The organism is Sorangiineae bacterium MSr11367 (genome assembly GCA_037157805.1).
GTDB classification, from domain to species: Bacteria; Myxococcota_A; Polyangia; order Polyangiales; family Polyangiaceae; genus Pendulispora; species Pendulispora rubella.
In genome coordinates, this window is record CP089983.1 from 8,587,167 (window position 1) to 8,606,866 (window position 19,700).

A 19,700-nucleotide genomic window follows, 5' to 3' on the forward strand; every position below is an offset into this window, starting at 1 on the left:
TCTACGGGGAGGTGCAGCTGGCGCTCGCGGGATAGACCACCACGCCTTGGCCACAATCGCGAACGCTCACCACGCTTCCATTGAGGGTCACGCGCGACGGCACCGAGCCGACCTGAACGCGAAACGCGTCGACGTCTTTCCCACTGACCGCGACGGCACCGGCGCCGACGAGCACCGTTCCCAATTTGCCATTGGTGCTGGCGACCACCTGCCCATTGACCTCCAGGCGGGTGCCTTCGACGAGCGCATAGCGCCGCGGCAATCCCGAGGAAGGGAGACGCAGCCATGCGAATGCGCCAACGGCCTTGACGCCCTGAGCGGTCACAGCTTCGCCGCTGGTGCGCTCCAACACGACGTCGCCCGTCGATGCATCCAGTGCGACCTTCGCGCCGACGCCACCGGTCGCCGCGACGGATCCCACCGGCGGTGCGTTCTGGCCTGCGGGCGCCGGAATCAGCACGCCAATCGCGTCGTACTCCACCGATTTCGACGACACGATGACCCGCGGATGCGTACCCGCCCCCTCGTAGTCCGCCACGAATTGGTCCACGCCGATGCCGAGCCCGGCACCAACCCAGGTGCCGCTCAGCGCCGCACCACCCGGCGCGAGGATGCGCGCCGACACCGCGGCGCCGCCGCCCGACGTGGTGACCTGGTTGGCTTTGTCGGTGTGGAGGTACGACGCGTAATCGTGTTGCAAGAGACCATCTTGCCGAAAGGCATCGGATACCACGAGGTACTCGGGATATGCCCCCTCCGCACGCACGTGCAGGAAGAAGCGATCCGCGCGGGCCGGGCCAAGGAGCAAATACGCCGTTCGAGCATCGCTCACCGCCACGTCGAGTGCACCGGGCTCGCCCACGGCGGCGGTGCTCGCGTAGGTGCGGACGGTACCGCGGCCAAGGTAGTCCTGGCTGCGCCCGTCGGCCTCCACGGCGTTGTGCCCTTTGGTTTCGCACGAACGCACGGCGTTGGCATTGCCCGCGAGAATGGCATCGACATAGTTGCAATACCCGCTGTCGATGGCGAAGCGCGCGCCCTGCGCATAAAGAACGAAGTTGCCAATGTCGGCCTGCTGATGCACCCCTTGGCCGACGTTGGTCTGGCGCGCCTCGAACGCGGCCATGAAGTCATTCTTGTCGGAAAAGCCGCTGCGAACGTGCACCAAGCCGCGTCCGGGGAAGAACTTCGCGAGCGGCAGCTGCTGCTCCGGCGAAAACGATGCGGACGGCTCCTCGTAGAACAACAGTTCGCTGAGCGACGAAAGATCGTCCACGTTCGGCGGCCCGACGTCGGGCTTGCGCCATTGTTTCTGGATCCACTGCGCGAGAGGAGGATTGGCGCCATGGGAAGATGCCCAGGCGACGTACGTCTCGTCCAATTCCTCGTAACGGGCATCGTTCATGGGATTCAGCGCGCCGCCGCCGGGAAGAACCTCGTACGCGAACCACTCGTCGTGGTGCGCCAGATGGCCCTCCCGCAACGGATTGGGTCCGCCGGCGCGTTCGAGCGCCTGCGAGAAAATGGCAGGGTTGTGCAGGCCATAATTGCCATAAAGGGCGCCTTCGTTCGACGCGCCCGCCGCATCGAAGCCGCTCTGCCCATAGCTACGCAAAAGCTGGGTCGCGCGCGCCACCCATTGCGGTGCCGCGTTCTCCTCGCCCCAAAGCGCGAGACCTGCGGTCCCGAACCCGGTCCCGTTGTTTCCCGTGAAGTTCGACGCCGTCGTGACGATTGCCCACCAGGCCGTGTTGGCATGCAGGTAAAGCTCGGAACCCAAGCCAACGATGGCATCGTGCAGCTGCTTCCGTTCGTCCGCACCAAGTGCAGAGTACAGCCAGTCGTACGCCAGCGAGAGTCCGCTCACGATGAACGAGCGCTCGGTGTAATACTCTTGCGCATCGAACAGGACCGTCGCGCCGTACGCGGGTGCGGCCTTCATCTGCTGGGCCAAAATGGCCTTTGCCTTGTCGAGGTATCGCGAATCCTCGGTCAAAAGCCAGAGAAGTGCGGCGCCGGCCATGTTTTCGCGCCCGAATTTCCCCTGCCCTTCGATGGCATTGTTCACCACCGGAACGACGTACTCGTCCATCCCTTGTTTGGACCGCTCGAGCGCCTGTTTGCGCATCGAGCCGGCTTCGTTCACCCTGGCTCGGAGCGCCGGCAGATCGGCCTCCGAGAAAAGGAGCCGCGGGTGAGGGCCGCCTGCGTGCGGCGGCGGCGTCGCATCGAGCGCCGCCAGGAACATCGGGTCGACGGGCCCTTTCGGAATGTCGACCTCCCGCAGCGTCGCATCGCTCTGCGAGATGCGAGTCCGCGGTGCGGGCGCCTCGTCTCGAGTTTGCGGCTCACTCGAGCAATGGGCGGCGCCCAACACGGACAATGGAATAAGAGACAGGAAAGAGAAAAGACGGTGTCGACGGCTCGACGATGTCATGCAGAAGTTCCTCCACGCGTAGCGCGCTTGTAGACCTTTACCGTGAATGACATCCGCCCAGGATAAAGAAAGGCGCCCCCATGAAATGTCGCCTTTTGCGGCACGTTGACGCGTTTTGCCGGATCAGAGGAGGTGTCGTGCGCATTTGTTCATTGCGCACGCGCACCAATTCCGTCGACCTTTCTCGCGATCAGATCAATTGCAGTTCGAAACGACGATGTTCTCGACTGGCCCGCAGTTCTCGCGAACGAGGCTCTCACAGATGGACCTCTCCTCTGCGCAGCTGCATCGCTGCTGCGGATGGCAGGTTGCCGTGATCTGCGAGGGGAAACTCGGATCCCGACAAAAGTCGAGGGTGACCTGACCGCACGACGCCGCCGCGGACTCCACATCGACCGATTGATTCACCTTGGCCGAATCATCACGCGATTCGTCGTCGGATTGTGCAGCACACGCGAAGAGAGGAGCGGCGAAGACGAAAGCAAGGGCCCATACCGATTTCTTCATGAATACCTCCATGCCCTTTAGGACGCGGGTCGGTATTCGATGTTGCGTCGCACCTCTATTTTTATTCAACTTTGGCGCACACGATCGGATTTGGCACGATAAATACCGAACATGGCCACGCTGGCTACGAGAAATACGATGGCCATCGGCAAAAGGAATGGCGCGATCGATCGTGCCGCAGCGCCGCCGAGGCCCAGAAAGGCCAGATAACCCGCGAGACACAGCGGGCATTTCGGCGCGATCATGGCGAGAACACCGGTGACGAACGCGGCCCGCGAGCCGGTCCGGCATGCACATTTCGCATTCATGGCCGGCCGTACCGATCGCGATAGCGCAGCCAGGACATGCCGCCGCCCGTTTCCTCGTCCCGGCCCTTGGGGACGAGATCCAAATAGTGGTAGGCCGTATTCATCATATCGATACCGCGCGAATACGTGGAATACGTATGAAAGACCGTGCCGTTGGCGTCCTTGTAAAAGACGCTGATCCCCGGCATGTCGACATGGTAGGCGCGGTGCGCGTCGTCGTAATTGTACCGATAATGGCCTTTGGCGACGGCCTCCTCGGAGAACGAAACGGCATAATCCTGATTGAACGTGGTACCGCCGGAGGAAACCCACTTGAAGCTCCACCCGAGGCGGTTTCGAAAGGAGAGCAGCTTGGCCACCGGCGCGCGGGAGATGGCCACGAAGCGGATGTCGCGATGCTCCAGGTGGGTGACGATGCCGTTGAAGTTGTCCGCCCAGAACGAGCAGTTCTTGCACCCTTGGTCGGCCTCCGGTCGGAACATGAAGTGGTAGACCACCAGCTGGCTCTTTCCCCCGAAGAGATCGACCAGCGTCTCCGGACCGTCGGCCCCCTCGAAGAGGTAGGGGGTCTCCACCCGCTCCCAGGGCAGCTGCCGCCGCTCGGCACTCAGCTCGTCGCGAAGGCGCGTGAACTCCTTTTCCTTCGCCAGGAGCTCTTTGCGTGCCTTCTGCCATTCGTCTCGCGATACGATTTCGTGTTGCTCGAGGTTCATGTCCAAGGCTTAGCGCCGTGCGTTCGAAGGAGAGAGTTACAAGGGTGGCGGGATTCCGATGGACTCGTTGATCACGGCGGCAGCGCTGGCACTGGCGGCGGGCGATGTCCTCGGCGCGCTGCAGCGCGTGGCTCTGCGAGACGATCCACCGGCCCTGGCCCTGCGGGGCATCGCGATGGCGCAGCTCGGCGAGTTCGCACGCGCCAAGGAGCTCTTGCGCAAGGCGGCCCGTGCCTTTGGCCCGCGTGAGGCCGTGGCCCGGGCGCGCTGCGTCGCCGCCGAGGCCGAAATTGCGCTGGCCTCGCGCGATCTCGTGCGCTCGCCGGCCGCCTTGCGCGCGGCCCGCGCCACCTTGGAGGCGCACGGAGACCGCATCAATGCCGCGCACGCGCAGCAACTGGAGGTGCGCTGGCTCCTGCTCACCGGCCACGTGCACGAGGCCGCACGCGCGCTCGACGCCATCGACCCGTCGGGCTTGCCCCCGGCGATGGGTGCCGTGCACGAGCTGCTGACGGCCGACATCGCCATGCGCCGCCTTCGGGCCAACGAGCTTCGCGCCGCGCTCGAGCGCGCACGAACCGCGGCCATGCGCGCACGCATTCCTGCGCTCCTCGCGGAAGCCGAAAAGGCCTTTCGCATCCTCGAGCAGCCGGTGGGGCGGCTCATCGCACGAGCCGGGGAACGGGCGCTCTCGTTCGCCGAGGTGGAGGCCGTCCTCTCCTCGAACGATCTGGTGATCGATGCATGGCGCCACGAGGTTCGGCAGGGCCGCACGCGGGTGGAGCTCGCACGGCGCCCGGTGCTGTTCGGCATTGCGCGCACGCTGGCCGAAGCATGGCCCGACGACGTGCCCCGTGAGGATCTGCTGGCGCGCGTGTTCGGCGCGAAGCGAATCAACGAGTCGCATCGGGTGCGCCTGCGGGTCGAAATGGGCCGGTTGCGCCGCGTGCTCGAGGAGCTCGCCGACATTCGCGCGACAGCGCGTGGGTTCGCGCTCTCGCCGCAGCTGGCCGCGCGCGAAGTCGTCGTCTTGGCGCGCGCCACCGACGCCGAGGACACCGTCGTGCTGGCCTTGCTTTCCGACGGCGAATCGTGGTCGACCTCGTCGCTCGCGCTCGCGCTGGGAAGGAGTCAACGCACCTTGCAGCGCACGCTGGGCACCTTGGCCGCCGCCGGAAAGGTGCAATCGGTGGGCAGCGCGCGGGCGCGTCGCTGGATGGCCTCGCCCCTGGCAGGCATGGCGGGATTCACGCCGCCCTTGTTACTCCCCGTTCGATTGCCCATCGATTAAGACTATTTCCCATGAAACGACAAACCGCAGACATCGTCCGAGAATATGGCCCGTTCGAAGGTTCCCCCCAGGTGCACGGCGTCACCTTCGACGGAGAGCGCGTCTGGTTCGCGACCGGCGAAAAACTGATCGCGTTCGACCCGAAAACGGGGCACGAAGAGCGCACCCTCGACGTCCCCGCCAATGCGGGCACCGCCTTCGATGGGCAGCATCTCTATCAAATCTCCGAAGATCGCATTCACAAGATCGATCCCAAAACGGGGAACGTGCTCGCGAGCATCCCCGCCCCCGGCGGCGGCGCCGACTCGGGCCTCGCCTGGGCCGAGGGCACGCTCTGGGTGGGTCAGTACCGCGGAAAAAAGATCCACCGCATCGACCCCGAGACCGGAAAAATCCTCCGCACCATCGAGTCCGATCGCTTCGTCACCGGCGTCACCTGGGTCGACCACGACTTGTGGCACGGCACCTGGGAAGGTGACGACAGCGACATTCGACGCATCGACCCGACGACCGGCGAGGTGCTCGAACGCCTCGACATGCCGAAGGGAACCGCGGTATCGGGCCTGGAGTCGAACGGGGCCGATCTCTTTTATTGCGGCGGCGGCCCCACTGGCAAAATACGCGCGGTCAAACGCCACCGCCAAGACGGGTGAAGAGCCAAAAGAGCGTGCCCGAGAGCACAATCGAAATGGGCAGGGTGAGCACCCAGGCCATGAGAAGATTGCGAACCGTGGAAACCTGCAAACCGGATTTGTTCGCCGTCATCGTGCCCGCCACGCCGGAGGACAAAACGTGGGTGGTGCTGACGGGAAGCCCGAATGCGTCGGCCGCACCGATGGTGGCCATGGCCACCAATTCTGCGGAGGCGCCCTGGGCATAGGTGAGGTGGTCTTTGCCGATCTTCTCGCCCACCGTCACGACGATGCGTTTCCATCCGACCATGGTCCCGAGGCCGAGGGCGATGGCCACCGCGACCTTGACCCACGTGGGAATGAACTTGGTCGCATCGTCGATATGCTTTTTGTAATTCTTCAAAACGGCCTTGTCGCGCGCGTTGATGGCGGGCTGCCCCGTCTTTTCGAAGAGACGCAACGCCTCGCTGACGAGGTACATGTCGTTGCGGAAATTGCGCGTCTTGTCGGCGGGCACCTTGGCCAATTCTTGAAAGAGGCCCATGTCCGCCGAAATGTCGCCCACCATCTTTTGCGTCGCCAAGACGGTGGTGGGCGTCACCTTGCGCGTGCGAATGTAACTGGCCACCTCGCCGCGGGCATCTTCGACGACTGTGTCGACCGGCGCGTAATGTTCTAGGGATTCGACGGCCTGGTGCGAAACCGCGATGAAATCCTGCGTGTGGCTCGCGGGAATGGCATGGTTCAACGCATAGGCCGTGGGGACGGTGCCGATGAGGATCAGCATGATGAGCCCCATGCCCTTTTGCCCATCGTTGGAGCCGTGGGCGAAACTCACGCCGGTGCAGGTGAAGAGCAGCAGCGCGCGGATCCAAAACGGCGGAGGCTTGGTGCCTTCGGGGGCCTCGTAAAGGCGCCTGTTTTTCACGAGCACCTTCATGAGAACGAGCAGCCCGGCGGCACATGCAAACCCGACGAGGGGCGAGATGAGCAGCGATTCACCGATGTGTTTGGCCTGCCCCCAATCGACGCCGCTGGTGCCGCTCCGGTTGCCCATGAGCTGATTGGCGATGCCCAGGCCGATGATCGATCCAATCAGCGTGTGCGAGCTCGACGATGGCAGGCCGAAATACCATGTCCCGAGATTCCAAAGGATGGCGGCCGTGAGGAGCGCAAACACCATGGCGAAACCCGCACCGCTGCCCACCTGGAGAATGAGCTCGACGGGCAGGAGCGAGATGATGCCGAAGGCCACCACGCCACTGGAAACGAGCACGCCGATGAAGTTCCAAATGCCCGACCAAATCACCGCAGCATGCGGCGGCAAGGTGTGCGTGTAGATGACCGTCGCGACGGCATTGGCGGTGTCGTGAAAGCCATTGACGAACTCGAAGCCGAGCGCAATCAACAGCGCGATGCCCAGAAATACGTAGGACACCATGGACGACGTCCTATCGCCGGCCAGATCGCCCACGAGCTGCGCGAGCACGTAGGTCGCCCCACCCACGAGCGCAACGGCAAAACCGATGGCCCCTGCCCTACCGGGCCCTTTCGAGACCTTCAATTTCGATTCGAGCGTCGAGTCGACGAATTCTTCGGGTGCCGAAACGGCCATGACATGCCTCCCAATCGCGCCAATCGCGAAGGGCGGAGCATCGCGCGCATTGAGCGTGGCGCACGGTGGCAAGTCTGTGAACTCTTCCCCACCTCGAGGTCGGTTGGGCGTAAGAATGGGACATGGATCTCGCAATCCGTCCCGTGACGCCGGATTTATGGCCTGTCCTGGAAGATCTTTTCGGAAAGAGCGGCGCCTCGAACGGTTGCTGGTGCATGTACTGGCGGATCGGCAGCCTCTATCGGCAAAGGCCGCGCGAGGAGAACAAGAAGGCGCTGCGGCAGCTCGTGAAACGCGGACCGCCCCCAGGGCTTCTCGCGTTCGACGGAGATACGGCCGTGGGCTGGTGCCAACTCACCTCGAGGGACGATCTGCCATGGCTCGATCGTGGCCAGTTCGCACGGGTGGACGACATGCCCGTGTGGGCCATCTCCTGCTTTTACATTCGCCGCGGCCACCGCAAGCGCGGCGTCACGGGCGCGCTCATCGAGGCAGCCTTGAAGGCCGCCAAAACCGCGGGCGCGCCCGCCGTCGAGGCCTATCCGTGGGATGCCTCGAAGTCGGTGCAGTCCGATCCGTTCACCGGCTTCCTATCGACCTTCGAGCGACTCGGCTTTCGCGAGATCGCGCGGCGCAGACCCGCGCGGCCGGTCATGCGTTACGACTTCGCTTCCGCAGGCGGTCGAACGTGAGCGACGAACCCGTTGCAAGGTTCGACCGCGCGGCGCTTAGGGCGTGCACTTCGCGTCGATCGCGATCTTGGCGCCATTGTCTTTCTGAGCGGTCGTGCAGGAGCCGGCGCACAGCACGACGCGGGTCGGTTTTTGGGCATTGTCGTAATGCCAACCTTGGTTTCCGGTGCACGCATCGTTGCGGGCGAGCGCACTCGCCGCGCCATTTCCGTTGGTGTACGTTACTTGGACCGCATCGATGTCGAGTTTTTTTCCGGCGGGTGGTACGGGAAGGCCGAAATCGCAGGGGAGTGTTTGTCGGCCCTGATTCATCGCGCTCAAAAGCTCGCCCGTGAGCTTGGTGGGGTCACGGACGTCGACCCAGAACGCCCGCCCCGTTCCTCCGGCGACGGCGATGCCCTCGATTTGGTCGCGGTAGCGGGTCGTGCCCACACCGACGACGTACGTCGAAATCGACGGCCTCTGGTCGTGGGCGGCTTTGGCTGCCGCCTGGATTTGGTCGTACGTGGCGTTCTGACAGGGATCGCGCGGAGGGTTCGTATCCTCCGGTAGGCCGTCGGTGACGAAGACGACGGCGACCCGTTCGCTCGGACGTGCCCGTGCGATCTCTTTCGCCTGAAGAATCGCGCCTTGTAGTGCGGAATGGACCGTGCTGGAGCCCGCGGGCTTTCCCATCTGCTCGATGGCCGCCTTGAATGAGGACTTGTTTGGCAAAGCCGTGAGCCCCACCTTGGGCATCTTGTAGACGTCGGGCTCGCACACAGGCTCACGGGGATACGTCGCATCCATTTGCGGAAAATCGCGAAGGGTCCCCTTCAAACCGACCGTGCGCGCATCGGCGAAGAACGAATTCAACGCACGCGTGGCCGGTATCCAGCGCGTCTGCATGTTTTGCTCGCCGCCCGACGTATCGCCCATGCTTCCAGAGCGATCCAGCATGAAGACGGCACTCACGGAAGCCGATGGGCCCCCTGCTTCGGAGTGTGCGCAGATGTCGCTTCCTCCCGGACCACCTCCATCGACATCACCGACCCCGGCACCGCCGTCCGGCGTCGGCCCGCTGCCTGAATCTTCCCTATCCGGTCCAGGTGGCTCTCCGTTCGGTGACGGTGCGTCCTCCGCGCACGCGGCGACGAGGATGCATGTAGATGCCAAGAATACGCCAGCGGCTGCGGCCATGCGTTTGCTCATGGAGTGGTTCCTCTTCGCGATAGACGGGGTCGACGAGAATCTAGTCAATTCGAGCGCACGACTGGTCCATCATGAAGAATCCAGGCACGACAATTATGACGCGATTTGCCGGTCAGCTCCGATGAATGGCGCAGTGGCGGCGATAGTCCAAAGAGAACATGCGCAGCCTGAAAGTTCGGCATGAGCGATATGCCGCACGCCGCATATCCGTAGTCGGCGCGGTACCGTCGGATTTGACCGCTGTATGGGAGACGCCGACTACTTCTACGCCGTCATTCTGGACTTCCGGTCGGCAAGGAAACCGGCCGCCGACAGTCGGAAAAGCGAATAGTAAACTGGATTGAGCATCAGGCTTTGATTGAAAAGGACCGCGTTTCGCACAATGCCATGCTGAACGCGAGCGCCACGAGCACGTGACGTGGTGGGAACGCGATAGGCACACGCAGCAACCTGGCGCTCGAGGCACACGGTCCCCGACAGTATCCGCGAGTAAGCGGCGGCAAACCGCATTCGTTCCATTTCGGCCGGGAAGGATGAAGTGTTGCGGGAATAATTCGCGATTGACTGCGCCGAGCCCGCGTGCGATGGACCGGCTAGAGTCGCATTACGCACGCGCTTACCTTGCCCGCGTCGCTTGAGAAACCCGTGCGCCCGGTCCCTACCCGAGAAGGGCGCACTGAAACATCGTTTTGAGGGTTAGTCGATGCAACAGCATGTAGCTTCAACCCGTGTGGGAGAAGTGCTTGGTCTGCGTTGTCGCGCCAGACTTGCGCCTGGGAAACGGCGGATGATTGGCCCCGTTTGCGCCGCGCTCCTTCTGGCGCTCGGATGTTCCTCTCGGTCGGAAGAGACCACCGGAATTGCGTCGTGCGATTCCTACGTCGAGGCCTATCGAAGGTGCCTTTCCAAAACGCAAATGAGCCCAGACCAAATCGCAACACGACTCGCAGCGGCGCGCACCTCGATGGCTCACAAGGCCGGCGGCGGAGAGGGCGAGCTCGCGGAACTAAGGACCAAGTGCGTTCATGCAACGGAGCAAATGGAGCGGTCATGTCAGTAGGCAACATCTTCGGCCAGAACCCACGGAGCGTGCCTCCCGAATCGCGACGTGTGCGCATGCCCGCATGGCTCGTGGCCACGTTGTTTCTCCTGCTCACCCCTCTGCTCGCCGGGGCCGACCAAGCAATCATTCTCTCGAACTTCGCAGGCACGGGCACCTTCGGCGGCTCCGTCACCGCCGGGGTGGGGGCGGCCGGTCGGGGCTCGGCATCGTACACCTTCCAGCTTCCGGCGGCTCGGGGGCGCGTCCAACCCGGATTGAGCCTTTCATACACCTCGTCGATCTCGAACGAGGTGCGCGAAGCGGGGGCCAATTGGGGCTTCGATCTGCCGGCCATCGAGCGTAAACCCATCCAGGGCGGCAATCCGACAGGCGATCAGGACGAACGCGTCGTGTACAACGGCGAGCCGCTTGTCTTCATCGGCGAGGTGAATTCGCCCTCTATGGCGATGCTCGACGGCACGGTCGAACCGATGCCCTCGTGGGCCACGGGGTTTCGCTATTACCGACTGCAAGCGGGCGGTGGGCGCATGCGCTTTTTCCGCAGCGCCGACCAAGGCACCTGGATCGTTCAGAACGGTGATGGGATCGACCTCACCTTTACCTGGCTGGGGTCTGCATGGCGGCTCACGCAGCAAAACGATGGCCATTGCCAACCGGACGGCGGCGTGTGCAACGCCGTGATCTACCAGTGGTCGCTTTCCAGCGGCGGTCGCGAAGTCTTGACCGACATCTACGACACGGTACCTCTGTCCAAAGATTTGTCGAAAGCCGCCCATCGCACGCACATCGTCTACGAGGCGCACGACGACAAGGCGATCAACTGGGGCAGCCGCTACGCCCAACCGTGGCAGCGCAAACCGAATGCGCGGGTCAAGCGCATCGACATCACCGCCAATGGCCACAATGCCTCCAAGAATCGCGCGGTCGTGCGCCGCTATCACTTGACGTACGAGTCCTACCTTCATCGATCTTTACTGACATCGATCGCCGAGGAAGGCGCGTGCGCGGTGACCGAGGAGAACCCATCGCCCCCCAACGAGGCCCCCGAAACCAACTGCCCGCGGCTTCCGGCCACGACCTTCGAGTACACCCGCCCGCAGCCCTTCTTCGGACCTTCGTTGGGGGTGTATGACGGCGAAACTTCGCCGCCTCCACCGGGATCGCTCTTCGGGGACTTGGGTACCGTCTCCTTCGCCGACGTGGACCACGACGGCTCGATCGACGTCATCTCGCAGCCCCCACCCGGCGAAGGCGGCGAGGGGCGCGTCTATTTTACATCCAACCTCCCCCTAGGAGGAAACGTCTTCATCGATGTCGCCAATCTCTATTCGCCCAATTCGAACATCTTCCGGACGTCGGGTGATCTGACCCTCCTCAAGCCCCTCGACACCACGGGGGTGGTTTCGGCGTACTGGTCGCGGTGGGACGACGCGACCAAGCGCTTCCGCGTCTCGCAGGCCCGCGTGCGGGATACGCAAGGCCCCATCCGGCCCCCACGCTGGACGATGGAGACCTCCGCCGAGGTGGGGCAGCTGCCCGACGCCATCGTCGCGGCGGGAGACTTCGATTCCAATGGCGCCGTGGATTTGTTCGAGTTTACGCAACAAATCGCCATCGATCCCCAAACTGGACAGCAGGTCGTCGTCTACAACGGCCAATTTCGGCTCTTCAACCGTTTCACGTCGCCCCAAGATCCAAACGCGTTTCCGGCCCAGAACGTCATCAAAGAGCCGTTTGATCCGACAAAGAGAACGTACACGACCACCTTCCGCAAGGACGTGCCGTTCTATGCCTTCGCAGACATGAACGGCGACGGCACCGAGGATTTCGTCACGGTGCGCCAGCAGATCTCGTGGATGCCGGGCGTCGATCCTAACGCGCCGTCGCCGGACACGCTGATCTACGTGCCCGGAAACAACACCGGATTCTTCGCATGCGACAAGGGCTCCGACACCTGCACGACGCCAAATCCTCCTTGCTGGAGAGCGTCTGGCGAGCCAAATGAGACGTGTCCGAGTCCATGGATCGAGCTTCCGTCAGCCCCCTTGTTCAACCGCTCCGCGGATCGCCCCACCCTCCTCGCGGACGTCACGCAAGATGGCTTGACCGATATCATCCAGCTCACTCCGCACGACGGCGGAACAGACGTTGAGGCAGACGTCTGGGTCAACGACGACGGGCACCGCTTTCACCACGCGGGCAAAGATACTGCGATGTTTCGCGATCACGTCCGTGTGGCCATCGGAGACATCAATGGTAACGGCACACCCGATCTAATCTTTGCCTCACGCGATGGACGTGTTCCGGGCCTGTCCTTCTCCGAGCACTTCCACATCTTCCCTGGCTTGCTCACCGAGGTTCACTCTGGAGCGGGAGCCACCACGAAGCTCACCTATTCGAGCGTTCACTCGCTCGATGGGCAGGCCGCCAAGGGACGCAGGCCGTGGAGCCAGCACTCGGCAGCTGTCGACTATGTCGTGACCGATGCCGTCCAGTCCCAAACGCGCCCGGACGGAACCGTCGACTCGATCAACACCCACTACACGTACCGCAATCCCGCGTTCGACGCGTGGGAACAGCGGCTGTTGGGCTTCCGCGAGATTGAAGCACGCAGCGACTACGCGGCTACGGTGAGCAAATACTTCTTTGGTCGTTGCCAGGAGTCCATCCAGGCGTGCGACGGGACCAGCGATATCGACTATGAAAAGCCCCTTTCGGGCCTGCCCTATCAAGTCGACACCAAATCGTTGGGCCCGGAGTACACCGTTTCTACGGTCCTCCGCCATTACAAGACCGTCCGTCTCTATAAGGAACCGAACTCCGAGCGCGACGCCAGCTTCGCCTACGCCGATCGGGTGGATTCGTACCTGTACGACACGCACCCGTTCATTCCCGCCCCGCAAACGGATGCCGTCGAGCTCGTGGACGATTCGCGCGTCTCGAAGGTCAGCGTCACCTTGGCCGCCTTTCAGGGCCGAGAACATCTGCGTGTCGAAGAAGATCGCGATGTCTACGGCAACGTCATCGCCCGCCGCGACCATGGGCGCATTAAGAACGATGGCACGGCCGTCGACCCCATGCTCGAGATGCACACGATTGGCATGGGCTTCGCCGGTAACCCCGATCTCTACATGTTCGGTCCGAGCTCGCAGGTGACGACCGGTTTCGGGAACCGCCCCGGCCTTGCGTTCGATCCCGATCGCACCGTGGCTTACGTGTACAACAACCAAGGCGATGTCACGGACATCCGGACCAACTTAGAGGGGACCTTGCCGCTCGTTCGCTCGCACGAGACGAGCGGCGCGGCGCTCGCGCCACCTCCCCCGGGCGCCTCGAGCGCGGGCACGGTCTTCATCGCGCACTTCGACTACGATCCGCTGGGAAATCTCGTAAAATCACACGGCGCCGCGCAGACGTCGTGCCTTGTGCGCCAATACGATAAGGACTACGCGCAGCTTCTCGACACGACAACGCAATACATCTCCGGTTGCAGCGGAGCCTCGCTCGCCGAATCGATCGTCTACGACCCGCGCTTCGATGTGCCTCGGCTCATGATGCTCCCCGATGGCACGCGCAGCCAGATCGACTACGACATGTTCGGCCGCGTCGCCTCGACGACCGCCCCCGATCCCGACGTGATGGGCATGCTGTCGCAGCGCTCGGCGAGCTTTGCGTATCCTCTTCCTCGAGGCAACATCACCGGCGTCTCCGCCACGTTCCCGACGAGTGCCGATCGAAGCGTCACGAGCTGGAAGTACACCGACGCCTTTGGTCAGGCCCTCGCCACGATCAGTCAAGCCGATCCCGCCGAGGGAGATGGCGCGCCGTGGGTCGTCCGCCGGGCGACCCGCTACGCCTATGGCCTTCCCGTTTCGGGCTTTCAGCCGTACTGGAGCCAGGGCGATCCTGCGCAACTTGCATTCAACTACCCCTCCACAGAACCGGATGCGCACTACGCTCTGGACGGTCTCGGACGCGTCCTCGACATCGCGGATCGCGGTCGGACAACGTTCCTTCGGCATCACGCGCTGTCGACGGATTACTACGACAGCGAGGACGTTGGCAGCGGCCCGAACAAGAACACGCCCACGACCGTGTTCCGCGACGGCCATGGGCGCGTGTCGCAAGTGCGCGAGGTGAACACCGTCGGTGACAAGACCGACGCGATTTTCACGAGCTACGACTACAACGCGGCGGGCCAAGTCCTGCGCATTCGACGGCATCACAGCCTCGGCCCCGAGGAGATTGTTCGTTGGATGCAATACGACTCGATGGGGCGGATGGTGCTCAACGCCGAACCGAATACGGCGAAGAATTTCGTCCCAAACCCGCAAGATGGTGCGGCCCTCACCTCGATGCGGGCTTGGCGCTATGCCTACGACGATGCGGGTCGACTCGTCGGCACGTCGGATCCGAGGGGGTGCGGCAAAAACCGCTTCTACGATGGCATGGGACGCCTTCTGGCCGAGGACTACTCGCCCTGCCTCGCACATCACGAGCTCTACACGAAGGTCGAGAACGGAAAGGGGTTCGAGGCGGTCTATCTGTATGATGAGCCGGGGTTGCTTCAGTCCCCCAATTCCCTCGGCCGCATGACCACGGTGGCCGACCGCGGCGCCGTGACGTACCTGAGTTACGACGGCCGAGGACGTGTGAGCGAAACCGCTCGACGCATCACGCGCCCGGCCTCGAGCGGGCCGTCAAGCTCGCGCGATTTCGGGGGATTGGACATCGAGGTGGGCCTCGGCCCAATCGTCATCGTGATCGGCGGCGGCGCTGGTGGTGGTGGTTCCGGCGGTGATGCGGGAGCCGATGCCGGAGGGCCGCAGGTCTCGGGCGACCGTTACGCCCCGCACCTGTACCGAAAGTCCACATCGTACGATCTTGTCAACCGGGTGATCGGCGAAGACTCGGGCGCTGACGTCGACGAGTTGCTCCAGAACGGCCAGAGCCGCGTCAGCTACGCGTATGCGACGCGCGGCATGCTCAAGAGCGTTTCGAGCAGCTACGGGCCGCTCCTCGCGAACGTCACGTACAACGCCGATGAACGACTCGATGAGGCGATCTACGGCGATAAGTCGAGCACGCACGTCAAGACAACCTACGATCGGCACGACGTCAAGAGTTACAAGATCTGGCGCGCACCTCCCGCCGTCACCGAAGTGCTCGCCGATCTGTCGTTCGAGTACGATCTTGTAGGCAACGCGACCAAGATCATCGACAACCGCGCCCCTGCCGCGTGGCCCGATGGCGCTCGTCCGCGAACGCAAACGCTCACGTACGATGGACTGTATCGGCTTACGTCGGAACGATCCGAATACGCGACGGCGAGCAAAAAGGACCAACAGGTGTCCCCGTTCGCACCGGAGCACGAGGATTCGTTTTCGCCGGTGATGCCGCGGCTTGGGCGTACGAGCCGCTCTACCAAGTTTGACATCGCCTACGACTTCAGCGGAAACACCGTTTCGCTCAACGACTCGGACGCGACGGTGTTCGACCGGGCGGCCCTCGGAACCATCACGAACGGCGATAGCGAGGGTCACCCTAATCGTCTCACCGGCGCAACGGTCGGCGTCGAAGTGAAATACGACGATGCGGGCAACGTGATCGAGATGCTCGTGCCACGCACCGGGGAATGCACGACCTTCGACGAGAAGTGCTCCCATCACTTCATCTTCAATTGGGACGAAGTCGGGCAGTTGGTGCGCGCACGTCGGTGGGACTACAAAACGATCCCCGCGAACGAGCCGCGTTACCCCGCCATTCCCTCGTCCTTCAATCTGAATGTGGACGTGCGCTACGCGTACAGCCAGGGGCAGCGCGTTTTGAAGTCGATCCAAGGAGAACGCGCGGGCGAGAAACACTCCGTCGAAGTGTTCGGCTCGCTCCGGCTCGACAACGCCGACTGGGAGTACGACTTCGAGAGCCACGCGAAGGACTACGAGCGCACGGCCGCGACCGAAAGTGCCTACCTCGGCGGGATGGCTCATGTCGTGGTGACCGAGGAGGACCTTCCCTCGATGTCAGGCTCCAAACGCCATGTCTTCCTAGCGATGGGCGACCGGCTTGGTTCCACGAACGTGGTCATCGACCACGAGTCCGGCGAGCTTGCAGAGAGCATCCAGTACCACCCGTACGGCACCGTCGACTCCGACTACCGGCCGGAACGCTGGGGGCACCATCGTGAGCTGTACCAATTCACGGGTAAAGAAGCCGATATCGAGCTAGGACTCACGTACTTCGGCGCACGCTACTACAACACCGGGATCGGGCGCTGGATGAGCGCAGACCCGCTTACGGTGCATCAAGCTGCGGGCGATCTGAATCCGTACGCCTACGTCAATGGCTCGCCGATGGAGGGCACCGACAGCATCGGCCTTTGCAATGACGAGCTAGGGTGCAATTGGAGACTACCGCCGTTGCCAATCATCGGCGGCGGCACAGGTGGCGGCGGCGGTGGGAGCGGCAGTGGCGAAGGCAACCCCATTGGCGGATCCGGAGTCAAGAGCCGACCGGGTGTGCGCGCCCCGGCACCCGTCCCGGGTAGCGCGCGCGGCTATATCGATCTCACGATGGCCGGAGGCTCGACCAAAGACTTCGAAGCGGCCCGCGACAACCTTCGGGCCGGCATCGACAAGCACTCGACCGTTATCGCAGGAGCCGGCATTCTCGCCGGGCTGCAGACGCTCGTCATTGCGGGGGCTTCAGAACTAGGAGCCTTCGTCACGTCCTCGCTTTCGGCCGCGGGGCGCACGTGGACATCGGCGGGCCAATGGGTCGCAGCGAGATTGCCGTGGACCGCAACGGCAGCCACCGCTACTACGACCGTCGCAAGTGGCTTGAATGGCAACCCGACGGCAAGCACGCTGCTCAACGGAGGATGCTTTACTGCGGGAACGCTCGTCGCCACCTGCGATGGGAGTACGCAACCCATCGAAACGATTCGTGCCGGGGATTCAGTGCTCTCCTGGAACGAAGCGACCGGGCAAGCCGAGTGCCGCGACGTGCTCCGATCGTGGGTGCGAGCATCGAACGCGCTCGTCGACGTTGCGGTAGCTGATTCGGACGGGCCCAATGACGTCATTCATGCCACCGCGGACCATCCTTTCTGGGTGGAGGAGAAGGGCTGGACCGCTGCGGGCGACCTTGCCGTAGGGGACCACATCCGCGTACACGATGGCGCGTCTGTGGTCGGGCTGCGCGAAGCGCCAAGGAAATCGGCGTCCGCCCTCGTCTACAACTTTGCGGTCGAGGCGAATCATTCGTACTTCGTCGGCCCGATGCACGTGCTCGTGCACAACAGCAACCCATGTGAGCTAGCTGTCGAAGGCGTTTTAGCAACCGAAGCTGCGGCCACCGAACTCAATGCCGTCGCCGGCAGAATCGCCGCCGACCAGAGAACAGCGGCGATCCTGGAAACGAGAGAGGGAATTACACTCGTGGGTGGCGGCGCTGTCGACCTAACGCCTGCTCAGCGCGCATTTGCAACCGCACGCGGATGGGTTCCGGTAGCCCTTCCCGGCGAAGACGCCGAGATCACGGTTATACAGGAGGCAGCCCGTCGAGGCCTGACCCCGCTTCGGGGTGCCACCAGCCGGGACATCTGCAGTGGTTGTAGTGCCCATATTGAGCAGATTGGCGGTATGGTTACCGGAGATAGGACCTTCTCCTTCCCGGGCAGCCTATGAGCATAGAGAACCAACTTCAACAATTCCCCGTTCGGCTTCGGGCCGCTTTCGCGGCGTGCTGTGCCGAGAGGCTGCTTCCTGCATACCATCTGTACTGTGCGCGACTAAAGCTCCCGCGGCTCCTTGAGCAGCGCCTTGAACTCGTTTGGTCTTTTGTATTGGGCACGAAACCCGCTCCGCCCGCCAGCCAAATCCAAGCCATGTTCGAGAGCGACTCGCAATCGTTGATACCACCAGATCAGCGCGGAACCGAGTACGCGCAGGACGCTGCAATCTCGATCCTTTACGCTCTTCTTTCACTGGCCCCAAGCAATCCGAGTGACGTTGAGGGGCCCGTGTCCGCCGCGCGTCACGTCACAGACGCCTTGGATCGTTATATTGCCCGACACGTCGGAATTCAGCCAGATGATCCGAAATACGCGGAGCAGGTCACCAATCATGAAGTCCTCCTTAGCGAAGTCGCTCGGCAGCGGCGAGACCTCAATGAGCTCCAGCATCTCCTTAGTCAAAAAGACCAGTGGTCCCCGACACTAAACACTCTACGTGACCGAGCAACGACGGAACGACTCTATTTCCTTGGCCAGTAATGCGTTACCTCAATTACCCCCATGCTGTAACCGGCGCCGAGGGGACGTTTATCGCAACGTGGTTTATTCCTCCCATCGGTGTCCGTGCTTGCACTCGTGGCGCGCGTGGCTGCTCGCGCGAATGCACGTAGTGCGGTCCTCTTGGCAAATCTCGGGACACGCTCTACTAGCCATGGCGCGCGTAAGGGGCTTTTTCGCCGCTTTTTTGAATGCCACCTTTCTCACGGCCGCTTTCTTTGCGGGCCTCGCGGCTGCTTTCTTTGTTGTATGACTGACAGCTTTCTCCTTTGCGGGCTTCGCGGTTGTTTTTTTGGCAGTCTGTTTTTTTACCACAGTTTTCTTCGCTATCTTCTTTAGGCTTTTTGGCGTGACCTTAGCTGGAACCCTTTTCGTCATTGATGAATGGTAGCTGCAAAGTAGGGCGGTCGATAGGCCTACGTGGTGACTGATGCCTGCCTTCGCCTCTTAGGAAGAGCTCCACCCTCGATAGAGTGCGCGAGGATGGGGTGATGCGCTTCAAACTGAGACCAGAGAGCGGTGCACTTCGCCGGCGACGTGCTGGTCATCGGCTATTCGCGAGAGCCAGCGACGAACGTGCCCGGCGCGGACTCGGCGCCGACATTGAAGAAGCGGTAGGTTTGACTCGACGTTGTGTCCTGCCGACACGATGACGGGTCGCCTAGGTAGACCGGCCCCGCGTGCACGCTGGTCACTCGGTAGATCGACTTGCCCTGCCCGCATGAGGTCGGGCTCGTCAGGCGATATGGAAAACGAGCGTCGGGAAGGCATGCGGCCTTGTACTGAACGGCCAGCGGCGTCGTGCAGCCAGAATCGGAGAAGTCGCCAGCGCCGAACGATGGCGTCGCTCCCCCTCTCCCTGTCACCACCCGTCACTACCTATAACCAGGTCAATACTATATGCATATTACATCATACAGGGTTAAGGGGGCACTTGGGCGATGATGGCGTTGACAGA

Annotated in this window: 10 protein-coding genes; 4 read left to right on the plus strand and 6 right to left on the minus strand. The window is 62.8% G+C overall.

Features of this window, described 5'->3' with window-relative positions; genetic code table 11:
* Position 1: 1 nt before the first annotated feature.
* From LVJ94_33090 to LVJ94_33105, 4 genes are all read right to left on the minus strand, one after another.
* Positions 2-2,377, minus strand: coding sequence for a heparinase II/III family protein (locus LVJ94_33090; protein ID WXB01739.1), 2,376 nt, complete (start codon positions 2,375-2,377; stop codon positions 2-4).
* A 255-nt stretch (positions 2,378-2,632) separates the two neighbouring features.
* Positions 2,633-2,944, minus strand: a complete 312-nt coding sequence (locus LVJ94_33095; protein WXB01740.1) for a hypothetical protein — start codon at positions 2,942-2,944, stop codon at positions 2,633-2,635.
* A gap of 65 nt (positions 2,945-3,009) precedes the next feature.
* A complete protein-coding gene (locus tag LVJ94_33100) occupies positions 3,010-3,252 on the minus strand; it encodes a hypothetical protein (protein ID WXB01741.1) in 243 nt (80 codons plus the stop codon).
* Positions 3,249-3,965, minus strand: a complete 717-nt coding sequence (locus LVJ94_33105; GenBank protein WXB01742.1) for a DUF899 domain-containing protein — start codon at positions 3,963-3,965, stop codon at positions 3,249-3,251. Before LVJ94_33105 ends, LVJ94_33100 begins: the two co-directional genes overlap by 4 nt.
* 58 nt (positions 3,966-4,023) lie before the next feature.
* On the opposite strand from LVJ94_33105, the gene LVJ94_33110 reads away from it, so the two are divergent.
* Together LVJ94_33110 and LVJ94_33115 are read left to right on the plus strand one after the other, a co-directional pair.
* The gene (locus tag LVJ94_33110) at positions 4,024-5,256 is read left to right on the plus strand and encodes a helix-turn-helix domain-containing protein (GenBank protein WXB01743.1); all 1,233 of its coding nucleotides are present in this window, start codon (positions 4,024-4,026) and stop codon (positions 5,254-5,256) included.
* Between the two features lie 11 nt (positions 5,257-5,267).
* Entirely contained in the window at positions 5,268-5,909 is a 642-nt protein-coding gene (locus tag LVJ94_33115; GenBank protein WXB01744.1) for a PQQ-binding-like beta-propeller repeat protein, read from the plus strand.
* Here the strand turns inward: LVJ94_33115 and LVJ94_33120 are convergent.
* On the minus strand, positions 5,884-7,503 hold the full coding sequence (locus tag LVJ94_33120; protein ID WXB01745.1) for an inorganic phosphate transporter: 1,620 nt from the start codon (positions 7,501-7,503) through the stop codon (positions 5,884-5,886). The two genes, LVJ94_33115 and LVJ94_33120, sit on opposite strands and share 26 nt — an antisense overlap.
* Before the next feature lie 122 nt (positions 7,504-7,625).
* On the opposite strand from LVJ94_33120, the gene LVJ94_33125 reads away from it, so the two are divergent.
* Positions 7,626-8,195, plus strand: coding sequence for a GNAT family N-acetyltransferase (locus tag LVJ94_33125; GenBank protein WXB01746.1), 570 nt, complete (start codon positions 7,626-7,628; stop codon positions 8,193-8,195).
* Between the two features lie 36 nt (positions 8,196-8,231).
* Here the strand turns inward: LVJ94_33125 and LVJ94_33130 are convergent, their stop codons facing one another.
* The gene (locus LVJ94_33130) at positions 8,232-9,386 is read right to left on the minus strand and encodes a VWA domain-containing protein (GenBank protein ID WXB01747.1); all 1,155 of its coding nucleotides are present in this window, start codon (positions 9,384-9,386) and stop codon (positions 8,232-8,234) included.
* Positions 9,387-10,436: 1,050 nt separating this feature from the next.
* On the opposite strand from LVJ94_33130, the gene LVJ94_33135 reads away from it, so the two are divergent.
* Positions 10,437-18,137 (plus strand): hypothetical protein, encoded by a 7,701-nt coding sequence (locus LVJ94_33135; protein ID WXB01748.1) that lies wholly within the window; start codon positions 10,437-10,439, stop codon positions 18,135-18,137.
* Positions 18,138-19,700 lie beyond the last annotated feature (1,563 nt).

Bases quoted from the DNA above. Each gene is read 5' to 3' on its own strand.
- LVJ94_33095 (WXB01740.1), bottom strand. From the start codon at position 2,944: ATGAAGAAATCGGTATGGGCCCTTGCTTTCGTCTTCGCCGCTCCTCTC.
- LVJ94_33100 (WXB01741.1), bottom strand. From the start codon at position 3,252: ATGAATGCGAAATGTGCATGCCGGACCGGCTCGCGGGCCGCGTTCGTC.
- LVJ94_33105 (WXB01742.1), bottom strand. From the start codon at position 3,965: ATGAACCTCGAGCAACACGAAATCGTATCGCGAGACGAATGGCAGAAG.
- LVJ94_33110 (WXB01743.1), top strand. From the start codon at position 4,024: ATGGACTCGTTGATCACGGCGGCAGCGCTGGCACTGGCGGCGGGCGAT.
- LVJ94_33115 (WXB01744.1), top strand. From the start codon at position 5,268: ATGAAACGACAAACCGCAGACATCGTCCGAGAATATGGCCCGTTCGAA.
- LVJ94_33120 (WXB01745.1), bottom strand. From the start codon at position 7,503: ATGGCCGTTTCGGCACCCGAAGAATTCGTCGACTCGACGCTCGAATCG.
- LVJ94_33125 (WXB01746.1), top strand. From the start codon at position 7,626: ATGGATCTCGCAATCCGTCCCGTGACGCCGGATTTATGGCCTGTCCTG.
- LVJ94_33130 (WXB01747.1), bottom strand. From the start codon at position 9,386: ATGAGCAAACGCATGGCCGCAGCCGCTGGCGTATTCTTGGCATCTACA.
- LVJ94_33135 (WXB01748.1), top strand. From the start codon at position 10,437: ATGTCAGTAGGCAACATCTTCGGCCAGAACCCACGGAGCGTGCCTCCC.